Origin of the sequence: Pseudomonas weihenstephanensis (genome assembly GCF_001043055.1) — a bacterium.
Classification (GTDB): domain Bacteria; phylum Pseudomonadota; class Gammaproteobacteria; order Pseudomonadales; family Pseudomonadaceae; genus Aquipseudomonas; species Aquipseudomonas weihenstephanensis.
Window position 1 is genome coordinate 586,132 of the sequence record NZ_JYLF01000003.1, and the last position, 14,398, is coordinate 600,529.

Consider the following 14,398-nt stretch of genomic DNA (forward strand, 5'->3'; position numbering starts at 1 on the left):
GAATCGCATGCCCCCGCTCGCGCCCACCGATGGCGTGAACACTGCCCCCTCAAAAGGAAGCTGTCTCATGAAATCCGTTCTTGCCTTGCTGTCCGTATTGGCCTTGCCGGTGATGGCCGCAGAGCCGACGCTGTACGGGCGTTATGAATACATCAAGCTGCCGGAGATCGGTGAAACCCTTCAGGCCAAAATGGACACCGGCGCCCTGACGGCTTCGTTGTCGGCCAAAAACATCGAGTTGTTCACCCGTGATGGTGAAGAGTGGGTGCGCTTTATGCTCGCAACCAAAGGCGCGAGCAGCAAGGTGTACGAGCACAAAGTGGCGCGCATCAGCAAAATCAAAAGTCGCGCCGACGAAGATGAAGACAAGGACGAGCCGGTAAGCGCCAAGCGCCCGGTGGTCGACCTGGAAATGTGCTTGGGTGATGTCAAACGCACGGTCGAGGTCAACCTGACGGACCGCAGCAGCTTCAACTACCCGCTGTTGATTGGCGCCAAGGCGCTGCGAGAGTTTGGAGCCGCGGTCAACCCGGCTCGTCGCTATACCGCCGACAAGCCGGACTGCTAAGCAGGCCGCGTGGCCTGCATCGAAGGGCGCTTGCTCACCTCGGCGTACCACGCGCTTAACTGCGCATTAGGCGTGCGCCAGTCGAATTCGGGCAGGCGCAGGTCGAGATAACCCAATGCGCAGGCCAGACTGATGGCCGCAATATCGAAGTGGCTGGCCAGTTCAGCGATGGCGTCCTGCTCAAGGGCTGCCAGCGCCCGATGGATTTTGTCAGCCTGCGCGTTGAACCAGTCGTCCCACTGTTTTTCAACGGGGCGCAAGCCGCGTTCATAACGCATCAGCACGGCCGCATCCATGATCCCGTCCGCGGTGGACGCCAGCGTCAAACGGCGCCAGCGCGCCGCACCGATGGCCGGGATCAGCGGGTTCCCGACGTGTTGTTGATCGAGGTAGTCGAGGATCACCCGGCTGTCGTGAATCACCGAGCCGTCTGCCAATTGCAGTGCGGGCAGTTTGCCCAGCGGGTTGGCGCAGTTGAGCGCCGCATCGGGGGCGGTGGGTGTGAGCGTGACCGGATGCAGGGTGACGCGATTCTGCTGGCCGGTCTCGTGCAGCATCACCAGGACTTTGCGGCCAAAGGGCAAGGCCGGGTTGTTGAACAGGGTCATGCTCGGTAGGGACATGGTGCTGACTCTACAAGGGTGGATCGAATGAGCCTAGACACAGACAGAGAGGCGCGCCAAAAAAACCGGCGCGCGATTCAGCGCTTGAGCAGGCCACGCGCGCAAATCCACACCGGTATTCCCAGGCCGATCCAGCTCAATACATCCCAGGCGCCGTCATCGAGCAGCGCGCTGAATAATCCCATCGCGCTGAGCAAACCGATGGCCAGCGGGATGGAAAACACTTTCCAGAAATTGGATTGACGCGGTTTCATCGCGCGGCCTCCTTTGCGGCTTTGCGGCGTACCCACCACAGGTACAGGCCGCTGCCGAGCATGACGATAGTCAACAGGTCGAGGGCCGCCCACAGGATTTTCATCGGCATGCCACCGTAGTCGCCGAAGTGCAGCGGTTGCGACATACCCATCGCATCCATGTACCACGGTCGGCTGCCTACGGCCGTGACCTCAAGGGTGCTGGCGTCGATCAACACCGGCGTTAGCAAATGGGAGGTCAGGTGCGTACTGCCCTTCATGAACACCGCGTAATGATGCTCGCTGGAAAAACGTGTACCGGGGAATGCAATGAAGTCCGGGCGCATGCCGGGGGCGGCGTCGGCGGCGATGTCCAGCAGGCGATTGGCAGGCGCCAGGTGCGTCAGCGGCGGTGCGTTGCGATACGGCTCGACCATAGCGGTGAGGCTGTCGGTGCGCCACGCGGCGATGATCAAATCGGCACAGGCGCTGATGACGCCGGTGACACCCACCACCAACGCCCAGGTAAGCGTAACGACACCGATCAGGTTATGCAGGTCGAGCCAGCGCAGGCGGGTGGACTTGTCGGTGCGCACCGTGGCGAAGGTCTGGCGGCGCATAAAGGGCAGGTACAGCACCGCGCCCGAGATGATTGCCAGCACGAACAAAATCCCCATGAACGCCAGCAGCAGTTTGCCGGGCAGCCCGGCGAACATGTCCACATGCAGGCGCAGCATCACCATCATGATGCCGCCATTGGCCGACGGCATCTCCAGCGCCTCACCGGTACGGGCGTCGAGCATGAACGTGTGCGACGAGTTGGGTTCGGTGCCTGCGGTGGCGGCCATGATGGCGATCACCGCGTTTGGCTCGTCGTCTTCACTGCCAAAGTACTGCATCACCTCACCCGGCCTGTGGGCCTCGGCGGCCTTGACCAGTTGTTGCAGGTTCAGGCGAGGCGTGTCGGCGGGCATCTCCCGAAGCTGGGGGCTGTCACCGAGCAAGTGATCGATTTCATGGTGAAAAATCAACGGCAAACCGGTCAATGCCAGCAACAGCAAAAACGCGGTGCAAATCAGGCTGGTCCAGGTATGAATAAAAGACCAGCGGCGGATGGTTTTGCTTTTCATGACATTCCAAAAATGACGCTACATGTCGTAGCCACTGCCGGAGGCTGCGTTCGATTGCGAAGCGCTCGTAAAACCTGAGTGCCAGGTTTAACTGGCACTCAGCGGCCCCTGAGTTTACGGCGACTCAGCCGCTCGCAGCCTTAGGCAGCGGCTAGGAATTCAGGCGAGGCTGCTTAGAACTCTAGCTGCGCCGAGAACTGGACGGTGCGTGGATCGCCCAGGTAGTGGCTGTTGAGCCAGTAATCTTTATTGGCCAGGTTGCTGACGTTCATGCGCAAGGTCAGGTCATTTTCTGACACCTTCATGCGATACCGCGCGCCAGCGTCAAAGGTGGTGAAGGAGGGCAACTGATAGTCGTTGGCTTCGTCGGTGTATTGCTTGCCGGTGTAGAACGCACCGCCCGTCAATGCCAGACCGGGCACCGCGTTGATGTCGTATTCGGCGTACACCTTGGCCAGTTGCTTGGCCACGTCCACCGGCGCATTGCCGTCGTTGGCTTTGACGTTGGCGTCTTTTATTTTCGGGTCGAGCAAGGTGAAACCACCGACCACGGTCAGCTCAGGCGTGACCTTGCCGGTGACACTGAACTCCAGACCGTTGTTCACCTGCTTGCCGCTTTCACTGTAAATCATCGACTCACCGAGGTAGCCGTTAGGCTTTTCGATGTTGAACAGCGCCAGGGTGAACAAGGTTTCGCCCACGGTCGCTTTAGCGCCCACTTCGTATTGCTTGCTGACTTGTGGCGCGAAGATTTCACCCACATTGATGGCGTTGTACGGTGCAGTGCCGCCTGCTTGCAAGCCTTCAATATAGGTCGCGTACGTGGTCAGCCACGGAACGGGTTTGTAGATCAAAGACACGCTGGGCGAAGTTTTGCTGGCGTCATAACGGGTTTTCTTGTCGGTTGCCGAGTAGATGAAGTCGTTGGCATAAGACTTGATCTGGGTACGGGTCACACCCAGGATGCTCGACCATTGATCGTTGAAGGTAATGACGTCGCCAATCAGGACGTTATTGGTCTGGGAGGTGTTCGACAACCGCTGATTGCCATGTCCTACGGAGTATGCGGGTTTACTCACTTGCTCTGACGTGCCGAAAGGCAAAGCGCCACTGCCGACGTCGCCATACTGCGTGCCGTTTGTAGGGATGTGGTCCTCGTACATGCGAACACGCGCGTTGTTGCCCTGATAGCCCAGCGTCATCTTGTGGCCGATGGCGCCTGTGTTGAACGCAGCATCCAGGAACAGGTAACCGGAGTTTTCCTGGTGCTCGATGGGGGCGAATGCATACAGCGGCTGGGTATAGACACCCGCGCTGGAGACCGTCGGGCCGGTGTAGGTGTTTTCTTCGGTGAATTTTTGAGCAGAGAAAGCAGCGCGCAAGGTAAAGGTGTCGTTCAGGCGCCATGTGGCGCGGACGCCACCCTTGTCGGTTTCGTTGTCCGAAAATGACCAGCGCTGGCTGTACAGCTTGTCGTTGTCCAGCACTGAGGCCCGCGGTCGCAGCGCTTGATCGCTGAAGTACCAGTAGCTGGTCAAACCGCGCACTTGCGTTTTTTTGTGCGAGGCGTCGAACTGGATTTGCAGGTCGTCGCTGACGTTCCAGTCCACCGCGAGGCTGATCAGCTCGCGACGGCGTTTCTGCATATCGATGGCGGTTTCGCCATCTTGGGTGAGCAAGTTCAAGCGATAAGCAAACTGGCCGGCGTCGTCGATTTTGCCGCCGAAGTCACCGTGCAGGTAATAGTTGTCCCCACCGGCATTGCCCAGCGTCACGCTGCGATAGTTTTCGTAGGTGGGGCGTTTGAGCACGTAGTTGACCAAACCGCCTGGTGACGCAGGTCCATACAGAAACCCGGTCAGGCCGGTGACCACTTCCAGTTGCTCGGTTTCTTCGAGAAAGTTACCGGCGTCGGCCAAGGTTGAGAAACGCAGGCCATCGTTGGCAATGCTCAAGTTGCCCGGTGCGCTGAAGCCCCGGATGTTCACGGCGCTGGCATAACCAGCCCCCGTGGGGGAAAACACCTGGGTGAACGGGTTGCGCTTAAACACATCATCCAGCGAAGTGGCCTGGGTATTTTTCAGAAAATCTTGCGAAGTCACGCTCATGGAGTACGGCGTGTCTTGCAGCTTCATCCCGCCCAGTGCGCCGACGTTGTTGACGTTTTCACTGACATAACCCGCGGCTTCGGAACCTTCGGCCACCGCTGTGGCGTTAATATTCACATCGCCCAGGGTCAGGGTGCCTTCCTCGATGGGCAGCAACGTGTACGACTCGCTGGCGCTTTGCTGCAACTGCAACCCACTCCCTTGCAACGCCTCGCGCAGCGCGGTGGTCGGCTCGAACTGGCCGTTGACCGGCGCTGAGGTTTTGCCCGCCAGTAACGAGGCGTCAATCGCCAGCGTGATCCCGGCCTGGCTGGCGATCTGGTTCAGTGTCGACGCCAAAGGCCCGGCAGGCAGGTTGTAGCTGCGCGCGGTTGCGCTGAGTTCGGCGGCCATCAGCGCGGGGCTGGTCAGCGGAGCGCTCAGGGCAATGGCAATGGCGAGCAAGCTGGGGCGCAATAACGTGTCGAGGGTACGGGACATTCGGCGAATTCCTGAATGGAAATGTTTCTCAATGCCTGTATGCCGAACGAGTTTGGAAAAGTGATAGGGCTGATCGAAAATTATGTGTATTCAGGTTGAGCCTTGTCGTCGTTGCCGAGTTTAAAGCTGCGGTTGAATGGTTTTACGACCGCTGCGCGCCCGGACACAGCCTCGCATTACTCGACAGCGGCTACAGGGCATTTGTAGCGGTAGGCACTATCGTCGGTGCGTCAGGTGGTTGCGCAGGTCGATGGCGTTCTGGGTCAAGGGCGCATACGTCTGTGCGCCGGGTAATATTTTGCTCACACAGCGGGCCATGTAGCCGTTGCTGCCCAGGTCAATGAACAACGGGTTTGATAGGTCACGGGCCAATGCGTTGAGGGTGTTGGGCAGATGGCAGGGTTTGATGGTGTTGTCGGTAAACCCTGCGATCAAATCATCCTGAACGGTATATGCCCGCTGTTGCACGGTGGAATAGAGCGCCAGGGTCAGTGGTGACCGTGGAATGCCTGACAGGGTGCGAAGCGCTTCTTGCTGGACGCCCGTGTGTTGTGGATGGTGAGAGGCATACGCGATGTTGAGTTTGCGCGGAGGTGGCGTACCCGGTTGCGTGGCATCGATCATGGCTTGAAGTGCGTCATGAGAGCCACTGACTACCGTGTGGGTCGGCGAATTGACCGTGGCTAGCGCCAGATCAGGGTGATTGATTTTACGTAACGTGGCGCGGGTTTTTTCTTCGCTGGCGTTGACCAACAGCATGCTGCCTTGGTTCAGCACTGAGCGATAGGCATCATTGAGCGCACAGACCATGCGCGCTCCGTTGGTAATGCTGACGTTGCCTGCACATTCACACGCGGCGATTTCGCCGAAGCTTTCTGCGAGTGCCGCCTTGGGTTGGATGCCCGAGCGGCGCAAGACGTGCGATAACGCCACCGCACCCGTATACAGCGCCAACTGACTCAAACCATAGGGCAAGGATGCCCCCGTGTCCGGCGTTAGCAGTACCTCGCGCAGCATGTCGGGGGCAATGGCATGACCTTGTTGCTGGCGTTCTTGAACCACGCTGTCGACCGCGTCGAGCACTGCGTCGAGGGTGTTTTGAATATCGGCGTTCAGTTGATACAACTCTTGCAGTATGCCTTGAGGGCTGGCGCCTTGGCCGGGGTATAAAAAGACGATGGGGCGACGGTTGATTTCAGGTAATAGCAGCATGGATCCTTCCTCGGCTATTGAGTGTCCGCGCTTTGAGCCGCGCGAAAGCGAGCATAGCCACAAGGCTGCGTCATGGCGGGTCAAGGGGGCGATAAAGCGATCACTGGTAGTACCGCGCCGATTAATGGACCTGCGGCTTGCCGCTGACGGTGACCCACCACGGTGTGTGTTGCTTGATTTGCACGGGCAGGGTGGGCAGCAAGGCGTTGAGCGCCAGTTCGATGTTGTTCAGCGGGAAGCTGCCCGTGATGCGCAGGTCGGCCACGTCGTCGTCAACGCCCAAGTGGCCACGTTTATAGCGGTTGAGTTCGCGCACCATGTCAGCCAGTCGCGCGTTGTCGAGCACCAGCATCCCGTGGGTCCAGGCGTCTGCTGCGGGGTTGACGGCGAACATCTGGCCCAAGCCATCACGGTGCATCAACACTTGTTGGCCTTCGTTGTAGAGGGTTTCGTCGACGCTGCTTTGCGGGCGGGCAGCAACGCGCGATTGCAGGACGCTGAGCCGTGTGCCGTCGTCTTCGCGTTTGACCAAAAACCGTGTGCCCAGCGCACGCAGGCTGCCATCGCGGGTTTGTACGATAAACGGGCGAGCGTCGTTATGGCCGGTCTGCACCATGATTTCGCCTTCGTGCAGCACGATCAGGCGGGTTTTGTCGTCGAATCGCACATCCACGGCGCTGTGGGTGTTGAGGTTGATCAAGGTGCCGTCGGCCAGTCGCAGTACGCGCTGTTCTCCGGTGGCGGTGCGTTGGTCGGCCATCCAGTAATCAACCGGCAAGTAGTTTTTACCCGCGAACAGCGTTAGCCCGATCACGAGCGCAAGGCTCGCCACGCCACCGCCGATTTTGCGCAGGCGCTGGTGCGCACTGTTGCGGGCCTTGAGCAATGCATTGCGGGCCGGGACGCTGGCGGTGCTGAAACGATGGTCGAGCATGCCCAGTTGCAGCCAGGCCCGGGCGTGTTCTTCGCTGGCGGCGTACCACTTGGCGAACTCGGCTTGCTCGACCTCACTGCCGTTGCCGCAGTCCAGGCACAATTGCCAGGCAATGGCGGCGTCCAGTACGCGGGCCGAAACCGGCTTGGTGTTGGCCTGGCTCATGTCGGCTCGCCATACAGTGCGATATAGCACTGACGAATGCCTTGGGTCAGGTACTGACGCACGCGTGGCACCGACACGCCAAGGCGTTCGGCGATTTGGGCGTGGGTCAAGCCGTCGAGGCGGCTGTAAAGGAAGGCGGCGCGGGACTTGCTCGACAGCTTGCCCAGCAGACGATCGATGGCTTTGAGGTCTTCGAGGATCAGTTGCTGTTCTTCGGGCGACGGTTGCTCGGCCTCCGGGATCAGCATCAATTCGTTGAGATAAGCCTGCTCCAGCGCGGCGCGGCGAAAGTAATCAAACAGCAGGCCCTTGGCGATGGCGGCCAAAAAGGCGCGCGGCTCGCGCGGTGTTTGTAGTTCGGTGCGGCCCAGCAGGCGTACAAAAGTGTCCTGGCTCAAGTCTTCAGCCCGTTGCGGGCAGGCCACGTTGCGCCGCAACCACGCCAGCAGCCAGCCGCGATGGTCGCGGTAAAGCGATCCAACCAGCTCACCGTGGGGATTTTGGACTGACGACAAAGGCATCACCGAATGCAAGTTTTAACTAACGATAATTATTCGCGATTGTGTCAGAGGCAAAAGCCATGCGCAATTGACGCTCATCGGATGGCCCACCTCACTCCGGTGCTTTTGGATGGGAGCGCGGTGAGGCTTGAGTCAGAGCGGTGTACCGAGCAACACCAGCGAGGGCGCAAATTGCACATGGGCCTGGCTCCCAGCCTTTAGTCCAAGTGTTGCCAAGTGTTGCGCTTCGGTCAGCGCACACAGGGTTTGGCCATTGGGCAGGCTGATGCGCACTTCGCTGGGGCCATTGTCGGCAGCCAAGACCTGTTCAATTTGGCCCTCTAAGTGGTTGTGATCTGCGATGACGTCCTGGGGCGCAATCAGTTGTAACCAACCTGCCTTGATCAACGCGACGACTGGGGTGCCGACCTCAAGCGCCAGCCGTTGCGTGCTGTCGTGAGTGATTTGCGCATGCAACAGCAGCCCGCCTGCCAGTTCAAGCGCAATCAAATCGTTATGGCCCTGGTTGCGGATGGCGCCGACGGTGCCGTGCAACTGGTTGCGGGCGCTGGTTCTGAGCATCAACCGCCCCAGTAAATCGAGGTCTTGGGCGTCTTCAGCGGCTTCCAGCACTTGATGTTGCAACGCGTGCAAACGCTTATACAGGCGCAGCACACGCTCGCCAGCGACGGATAACCGTGCGCCGCCACCTCCTTTGCCGCCCACGCTGCGCTCCACCAGCGGTGTTTGCGCCAGGTTGTTGAGCTCGTCGATGGCATCCCACGCGGCCTTGTAGCTGATGCCCGCGCTTTTGGCGGCGCGGGTGATCGAACCTTGCTCGCTGATGTGCTGCAACAAGGCAATACGCTGCGGACGACGAACAATGTGTTGCGCAAGCAAAGCGGGCACGTGCATGGCGGTGGATTCGTAAGACGTCAGGGTCTGGCAAAGTGCCCGCTCACCGCCTGGCCGTCAAGGCGGCCCGTCGGGCTTGGGCGTGCGCGCCAGGCAATACACGTCAACCCGTTTGGCGCCCGCCTTGAGCAACAGCCGGGCGACGCTTTCAGCGGTTGCGCCGGTGGTCAGCACGTCATCGACCAGCGCCAGATGCCGGCCGCGAACCTGTGCATCGGGGGCAATGGCAAAGGCGTGCAGCAAGTTGCGCCGACGGGTTTTGGCATCCAGCGCTTGTTGTGCGGGGGTATCTTGGGTGCGCATCAGCCAGTGCGTGGGGCATGCAATGCCCAGGCGCTGAGCGAGCCATTCGCCGAGCATGGCGGCCTGGTTGAACCCACGCTGGCGCTGGCGGTGCAGTGACAGGGGGACCGGCAGCAGGAGGTCGGGCCGGACATGGCCGTGTGCGTAGTGATTGAGCAGCGATTGACTCAGAAGTTCGGCTAACAAGTGGCCATAAGGCCATTTTGCGTGGTGCTTGAAGCGCACGATCAGGCTGTCCACCGGAAAGTCATACACCCAGGCCGCATGTACACGCTCAAACGCGGGAGGATGTTTGATGCAGTCGGCGCAGATCAGGCCCGATCCTGGCAGCGGCAACGCACAGTGTTGGCAGCCTTCACCCAGCCAGGGCAGCTCATGCTCGCAATCGACGCACACGCTGTGGAGGGCGTCGGCGTGCCCGTCACACACTAAACAATGCTGGCTATTAAATAGCCAGATGTAAACCTTGTTAAATAGACTGGGTTGACAGCTCATGTCGCATCCTTAAACATGCCGGGCATCCGTGCCGTGCCTGAAGTGATCGCTTCAGGTTCAAGTCCAGCATAAACAAGAGAAACGCCGATGAGCGCCAGCACCTTTAACACCATGCGTCATGATTGGTCTTTAGCCCAAGTGCGGGCGTTGTTTACGCAACCGTTCAATGACCTGCTATTTCAAGCGCAGACTGTTCACCGTGCGCATTTCAACGCTAATCGGGTGCAAGTCTCGACGCTGTTGTCGATCAAAACCGGCGCCTGCCCGGAAGATTGCAAATATTGTCCGCAGTCGGGCCACTACAACACTGGCCTGGCCAAAGAGAAGCTGATGCAGGTGCAAGCGGTGCTGGACGAAGCCGCGCGCGCCAAGGCTATTGGTGCGACACGTTTCTGCATGGGGGCGGCGTGGAAACACCCGTCTGCCAAAGACATGCCCTACGTGTTGAAAATGGTGGAAGGGGTCAAGGCACTGGGGCTGGAAACCTGCATGACCCTGGGCAAGCTCGATCAGGCGCAAACCGCTGCCCTGGCTGACGCGGGGCTGGATTACTACAACCACAACCTCGACACGTCGCCAGAGTTCTACACCAGCATCATTACCACGCGCACCTACAGCGAGCGTCTGCAAACCTTGAGCTATGTGCGCGATGCCGGGATGAAGATTTGCTCCGGCGGGATTCTGGGCATGGGCGAGTCACTCGACGACCGCGCCAATCTGCTGATCCAACTGGCCAACCTGCCAGAACATCCGGAGTCGGTGCCGATCAACATGCTGGTGAAGGTGGCCGGTACGCCGATGGAAAACGCCGAAGACATCGACCCGTTTGACTTCATTCGCATGCTGGCGGTGGCACGCATCATGATGCCGCAAAGCCATGTGCGGTTGTCGGCCGGGCGTGAGGCGATGAACGAGCAAATGCAGGCGCTGGCGTTCTTTGCCGGTGCCAACTCGATCTTTTACGGCGATAAATTGCTCACCACCGCCAACCCGCAAGCGGACAAGGACATGTTGCTGTTCAGCCGCCTGGGCATCCTCCCTGAAGCCCACGAAGACCATGCCGACGAAGTGCATCAGGCGGCCATTGAGCACGCCTTGATGGACCAAAAATCCAGCGAGCAGTTTTATAACGCTGCGGTTTAACAGCGCCGCATTTTTGTAGTCGCTGACGCAGGCTGTGATAAAGGCCGCAGCACCTTGTTTATAGGGGGCTGCCCACCGCAGCTCGCGGCAGTGACTACAGGGGACCTTTTTCTCATGTCTTTTGATTTAACGGCTCGTCTGGCCGCGCGTCGTGCCGACAATTTGTATCGCCAGCGCCCTTTGCTTGAAAGCCCGCAAGGCCCGCAGGTGGTGGTGGACGGTCAGCCTTTATTGGCCTTTTGTAGCAACGACTACTTGGGCCTGGCCAATCACCCGCAGGTGATCGAAGCGTGGCAAGCCGGTGCGTCGCGCTGGGGCGTGGGCGGCGGGGCGTCGCACTTGGTCATTGGCCACAGTCGCCCGCATCACGCCCTCGAAGAAGCGCTCGCCGAGTTCACCGCTCGCCCGCGCGCGCTACTGTTCAGCAACGGTTACATGGCGAACATGGGCGCTGTCACAGCGCTGGCAGGTCAGGGCGACACGGTGCTGGAAGATCGTCTCAACCACGCCTCTTTGCTGGATGCGGGCTTGTTGAGCGGGGCACGGTTCAGCCGCTATTTGCACAACGACGCCGCCAGTATGGCCAGCCGTCTGGAGAAAGCTGTTGGCCATACGCTGGTGGTGACCGATGGCGTGTTCAGCATGGACGGTGATGTGGCCAATTTGCCCGCATTGGTCCATGAAGCTCGCGCTAAAGGCGCGTGGTTAATGGTCGACGATGCCCACGGTTTTGGTCCGCTGGGTGCCACCGGGGGCGGAATTGTCGAGCATTTCGGCTTGAGCCAGCACGACGTCCCCGTGCTGGTCGGCACCCTGGGCAAAGCCTTTGGCACCAGCGGCGCCTTTGTGGCCGGCAGCGAAGCGTTGATTGAAAGCCTGATCCAGTTCGCCCGTCCTTATATCTACACCACCAGCCAGCCGCCTGCGTTAGCGTGCGCCACGCTCAAAAGCCTTGAGCTGTTGCGCAGCGAGCACTGGCGCCGTGAGCATTTGAATGCCTTGATCCGCCAGTTCCGTGCCGGTGCCCAGCAGATCGGCTTGCAACTGATGGACAGCTTCACGCCGATCCAGCCGATCATGATTGGCGACAGCGCAGAGGCGGTGCGCTTGTCGCAGCAATTGCGCGAACGCGGCGTGCTGGTCACCGCCATCCGCCCGCCCACGGTGCCTGTCGGTAGCGCGCGGTTACGTGTGACGTTGTCTGCCGCCCACACAGAGGCGCAGGTGCAGCTACTGTTAAATGCATTAAACGACTGTTGGCGAAAACCGGAGTCCGAGCATGCGTGATCGTTTGATTTTGCTCCCCGGCTGGGGGTTGGGTATCTCACCGCTGGAGCCTTTGGCGGTTGCACTGCGTGGCCTGGACGCGCACCTGCGGGTGGAAATAGAACCCTTGCCGGTGCTCGCTTCGGCGCAGTTGGATGACTGGCTGGATGAGTTGGACGCGGCGTTGCCGGATGACGTCTGGCTGGGGGGCTGGTCACTGGGTGGCATGTTGGCCAGCGAATTGGCCGTGCGGCGCGGCGAGCGGTGTTGCGGGTTGGTGACGCTGGCCAGTAACCCGTGTTTTGTCAGCCGCGACGATTGGCCCAACGCAATGCCTTGTGACACCTTCGAGGATTTTATCGACGGTTTTCGTAAGGCCCCCAATACGACGCTTAAGCGCTTTTCTTTGTTGTGCAGTGAAGGTCGAGGTATGGCGAGCTTACTCCTCAATGGTGCGCCGAAGGCCGAGCCAGATACCTTGCTTGCAGGGCTGGAGCTGCTCGCCAAGATGGACACCCGTGCCGCCCTGCAACACTTTAATGGCCCGCAGTTTCATGTGTTTGCCGGGCAGGATGAGCTGGTGCCGGCGTCAGTCGCCAGTGATGTGCTGGCGTTGTTGCCTGATGTCGAAGTGGGCCTGATGGAACAGGCCTGTCATGCGTTTCTTCTGCAAGCACCCCACGAATTGGCGGCGGCGATTCAGAGCTTTTTAACCGGGTTGGGTGATGACTGATTTGAGTGTGGCAAGCCTGCCGGACAAACGTCTGGTGGCGGTTTCGTTTTCCCGCGCGGCGGCCAGTTATGACAGCGTGGCTGAACTGCAACGCAACGTCGGTCATGAACTGATGAGCCGTTTACCTGTGGGCCTAAGCCCACAACGTTGGTTGGATGTGGGCTGTGGCACGGGGTACTTCAGTCGCGTGTTGGGTCAGCATTTTCCTCGCAGCGAAGGGCTGGCGCTGGATATCGCACAAGGCATGCTGGCTTACGCCCGGCCATTGGGTGGCGCCCAGCACTTCATCGCGGGTGATGCCGAGTGCCTGCCGTTGCAAGACAACAGTTGCGACGTGGTGTTTTCCAGCCTGGCGTTGCAATGGTGCGCGCACTTTGACGCAGTGCTCAGCGAGGCGCAGCGGGTGCTCAAACCGGGCGGTGTACTGGCTTTCGCCAGTTTGTGTGTGGGCACGTTGAGCGAGCTGCGTGACAGTTGGAAGGCGGTTGACGGGCAGGTTCACGTCAACCGATTTCGTGAGTTTTCGGCTTATCAACAGCTGTGTGCAGAAAGCGGCTTGCAGGTCAAAAGCTTGCACACGCAGCCCCATGTGCTGCATTACCCGCAGGTGCGCCAGTTGACCCATGAGCTAAAAGCGCTGGGCGCACATAACCTTAATCCGGGGCGACCTGAAGGCTTGACCGGCAGGGCGCGGGTTCAAGGGTTAATAACGGCCTATGAACAATTTCGTCAGCCACAGGGGCTGCCGGCGACGTATCAAGTGGTCTACGGCATCTTGGAGAAAGCGCAATGAGCCTTGCCTATTTCATAACCGGCACGGACACGGACGTGGGCAAAACCACGGTTGCAGCAGGTTTGTTGTACGCCGCCCGCACGGCGGGTTTAAGCACGGCAGCGGGCAAGCCTGTGGCCTCGGGGTGCGAAAAAACCGCCCAAGGGCTGCGCAACGCTGACGCGCTGGCGTTGATGGCGCAATGCACGATTGGCTTGACGTATGAAGAGGTGAACCCGCTGGCGTTCGAACCTGCCATCGCCCCGCATATTGCCGCGCGCGAGGCGGGTGTGGCGCTGACGGTTCAATCATTGCTGGCACCGATGCGCCATATTTTGGAGCAACACGCCGATTTCACCCTGATAGAGGGGGCGGGTGGCTGGCGCGTGCCTTTGTCGGGGCAGGACAGCCTGTCTGACGTGGCCCAAGGGCTGGGACTGCCGGTGATTTTGGTGGTAGGCGTGAGGTTGGGCTGTATCAGCCACGCTTTGCTGACCGCTGAGGCGATTGCTCAAGATGGTCTGCAACTGGCGGGCTGGGTGGCCAATATCATCGACCCGCACACCGCACGGCTTGAAGAAAACCTGGCAACCCTGGCCGAACGCTTGCCAGCGCCCTGCCTTGGCCGGGTGCCCGCGCTCACGTCACCCACGGCGCAGGCGGTGGCCGAGCATGTGCAACTGGACCTGCTGGACTGAGTGCGGCGCTATTGCTCAGGGCTATTGAAGGGTGCGCAACCATCAGGTTTTTTGACGGGCCTTTTGCCAGTATGTCTGCTTCAATGAAACCTGATGACCTTGAAAGGGAAGATATCGCTC

Annotated in this window: 15 protein-coding genes; 6 read left to right on the plus strand and 9 right to left on the minus strand. The window is 59.9% G+C overall.

Going from position 1 to position 14,398, the window contains the following annotated elements:
* Window positions 1-67 precede the first annotated feature (67 nt).
* Window positions 68-568, plus strand: coding sequence for a retropepsin-like aspartic peptidase RloA2 (gene rloA2, locus TU86_RS10315; RefSeq protein WP_048364186.1), 501 nt, complete (start codon window positions 68-70; stop codon window positions 566-568).
* Here rloA2 and TU86_RS10320 read toward each other — a convergent pair.
* The 9 genes from TU86_RS10320 to TU86_RS10355 form a co-directional block, all read right to left on the minus strand.
* Entirely contained in the window at window positions 565-1,191 is a 627-nt protein-coding gene (locus TU86_RS10320) for a glutathione S-transferase (protein WP_048364187.1), read from the minus strand. The two genes, rloA2 and TU86_RS10320, sit on opposite strands and share 4 nt — an antisense overlap.
* Before the next feature lie 77 nt (window positions 1,192-1,268).
* Window positions 1,269-1,445, minus strand: coding sequence for a hypothetical protein (locus TU86_RS23060; protein ID WP_087148776.1), 177 nt, complete (start codon window positions 1,443-1,445; stop codon window positions 1,269-1,271).
* Window positions 1,442-2,554 carry a PepSY-associated TM helix domain-containing protein gene (locus tag TU86_RS10325; protein ID WP_048364188.1) on the minus strand — a complete coding sequence of 371 codons (1,113 nt, stop codon included), beginning with the start codon at window positions 2,552-2,554 and terminating at the stop codon, window positions 1,442-1,444. Before TU86_RS10325 ends, TU86_RS23060 begins: the two co-directional genes overlap by 4 nt.
* 173 nt (window positions 2,555-2,727) lie before the next feature.
* Window positions 2,728-5,142 carry a TonB-dependent receptor gene (locus tag TU86_RS10330; RefSeq protein WP_048364189.1) on the minus strand — a complete coding sequence of 805 codons (2,415 nt, stop codon included), beginning with the start codon at window positions 5,140-5,142 and terminating at the stop codon, window positions 2,728-2,730.
* Between the two features lie 216 nt (window positions 5,143-5,358).
* On the minus strand, window positions 5,359-6,354 hold the full coding sequence (locus TU86_RS22130; RefSeq protein ID WP_053076008.1) for an acyltransferase domain-containing protein: 996 nt from the start codon (window positions 6,352-6,354) through the stop codon (window positions 5,359-5,361).
* Window positions 6,355-6,475: 121 nt separating this feature from the next.
* Window positions 6,476-7,453, minus strand: a complete 978-nt coding sequence (locus TU86_RS10340) for a FecR domain-containing protein (protein WP_048364190.1) — start codon at window positions 7,451-7,453, stop codon at window positions 6,476-6,478.
* Window positions 7,450-7,974: an RNA polymerase sigma factor gene (locus TU86_RS10345; RefSeq protein WP_162207802.1), complete on the minus strand. Its 525-nt coding sequence runs from the start codon at window positions 7,972-7,974 to the stop codon at window positions 7,450-7,452. Before TU86_RS10345 ends, TU86_RS10340 begins: the two co-directional genes overlap by 4 nt.
* 132 nt (window positions 7,975-8,106) lie before the next feature.
* Window positions 8,107-8,868: a TOBE domain-containing protein gene (locus TU86_RS10350; protein WP_048364191.1), complete on the minus strand. Its 762-nt coding sequence runs from the start codon at window positions 8,866-8,868 to the stop codon at window positions 8,107-8,109.
* 57 nt (window positions 8,869-8,925) lie between these two features.
* Window positions 8,926-9,666: a ComF family protein gene (locus TU86_RS10355; protein ID WP_048364192.1), complete on the minus strand. Its 741-nt coding sequence runs from the start codon at window positions 9,664-9,666 to the stop codon at window positions 8,926-8,928.
* Window positions 9,667-9,753: 87 nt separating this feature from the next.
* On the opposite strand from TU86_RS10355, the gene bioB reads away from it, so the two are divergent.
* The 5 genes from bioB to bioD all read left to right on the plus strand — a co-directional run bounded on the left by bioB (window position 9,754) and on the right by bioD (window position 14,278).
* Window positions 9,754-10,809: a biotin synthase BioB gene (bioB, locus tag TU86_RS10360; protein WP_048364193.1), complete on the plus strand. Its 1,056-nt coding sequence runs from the start codon at window positions 9,754-9,756 to the stop codon at window positions 10,807-10,809.
* Window positions 10,810-10,923: 114 nt separating this feature from the next.
* Window positions 10,924-12,096, plus strand: coding sequence for an 8-amino-7-oxononanoate synthase (gene bioF / locus TU86_RS10365; RefSeq protein ID WP_048364194.1), 1,173 nt, complete (start codon window positions 10,924-10,926; stop codon window positions 12,094-12,096).
* The gene (locus TU86_RS10370; protein ID WP_048364195.1) at window positions 12,089-12,808 is read left to right on the plus strand and encodes an alpha/beta fold hydrolase; all 720 of its coding nucleotides are present in this window, start codon (window positions 12,089-12,091) and stop codon (window positions 12,806-12,808) included. Before bioF ends, TU86_RS10370 begins: the two co-directional genes overlap by 8 nt.
* A complete protein-coding gene (gene bioC / locus TU86_RS10375; protein WP_048364196.1) occupies window positions 12,801-13,601 on the plus strand; it encodes a malonyl-ACP O-methyltransferase BioC in 801 nt (266 codons plus the stop codon). Before TU86_RS10370 ends, bioC begins: the two co-directional genes overlap by 8 nt.
* A complete protein-coding gene (gene bioD / locus TU86_RS10380; protein ID WP_048364197.1) occupies window positions 13,598-14,278 on the plus strand; it encodes a dethiobiotin synthase in 681 nt (226 codons plus the stop codon). The genes bioC and bioD overlap by 4 nt, the downstream gene beginning before the upstream one ends.
* Window positions 14,279-14,398 lie beyond the last annotated feature (120 nt).

What these genes read in the sequence shown, in the direction of transcription:
- rloA2 (WP_048364186.1), top strand. Translation starts at nt 68, where the DNA reads ATGAAATCCGTTCTTGCCTTGCTGTCCGTATTGGCCTTGCCGGTGATG.
- TU86_RS10320 (WP_048364187.1), bottom strand. Translation starts at nt 1,191, where the DNA reads ATGTCCCTACCGAGCATGACCCTGTTCAACAACCCGGCCTTGCCCTTT.
- TU86_RS23060 (WP_087148776.1), bottom strand. Translation starts at nt 1,445, where the DNA reads ATGAAACCGCGTCAATCCAATTTCTGGAAAGTGTTTTCCATCCCGCTG.
- TU86_RS10325 (WP_048364188.1), bottom strand. Translation starts at nt 2,554, where the DNA reads ATGAAAAGCAAAACCATCCGCCGCTGGTCTTTTATTCATACCTGGACC.
- TU86_RS10330 (WP_048364189.1), bottom strand. Translation starts at nt 5,142, where the DNA reads ATGTCCCGTACCCTCGACACGTTATTGCGCCCCAGCTTGCTCGCCATT.
- TU86_RS22130 (WP_053076008.1), bottom strand. Translation starts at nt 6,354, where the DNA reads ATGCTGCTATTACCTGAAATCAACCGTCGCCCCATCGTCTTTTTATAC.
- TU86_RS10340 (WP_048364190.1), bottom strand. Translation starts at nt 7,453, where the DNA reads ATGAGCCAGGCCAACACCAAGCCGGTTTCGGCCCGCGTACTGGACGCC.
- TU86_RS10345 (WP_162207802.1), bottom strand. Translation starts at nt 7,974, where the DNA reads ATGCCTTTGTCGTCAGTCCAAAATCCCCACGGTGAGCTGGTTGGATCG.
- TU86_RS10350 (WP_048364191.1), bottom strand. Translation starts at nt 8,868, where the DNA reads ATGCACGTGCCCGCTTTGCTTGCGCAACACATTGTTCGTCGTCCGCAG.
- TU86_RS10355 (WP_048364192.1), bottom strand. Translation starts at nt 9,666, where the DNA reads ATGAGCTGTCAACCCAGTCTATTTAACAAGGTTTACATCTGGCTATTT.
- bioB (WP_048364193.1), top strand. Translation starts at nt 9,754, where the DNA reads ATGAGCGCCAGCACCTTTAACACCATGCGTCATGATTGGTCTTTAGCC.
- bioF (WP_048364194.1), top strand. Translation starts at nt 10,924, where the DNA reads ATGTCTTTTGATTTAACGGCTCGTCTGGCCGCGCGTCGTGCCGACAAT.
- TU86_RS10370 (WP_048364195.1), top strand. Translation starts at nt 12,089, where the DNA reads ATGCGTGATCGTTTGATTTTGCTCCCCGGCTGGGGGTTGGGTATCTCA.
- bioC (WP_048364196.1), top strand. Translation starts at nt 12,801, where the DNA reads ATGACTGATTTGAGTGTGGCAAGCCTGCCGGACAAACGTCTGGTGGCG.
- bioD (WP_048364197.1), top strand. Translation starts at nt 13,598, where the DNA reads ATGAGCCTTGCCTATTTCATAACCGGCACGGACACGGACGTGGGCAAA.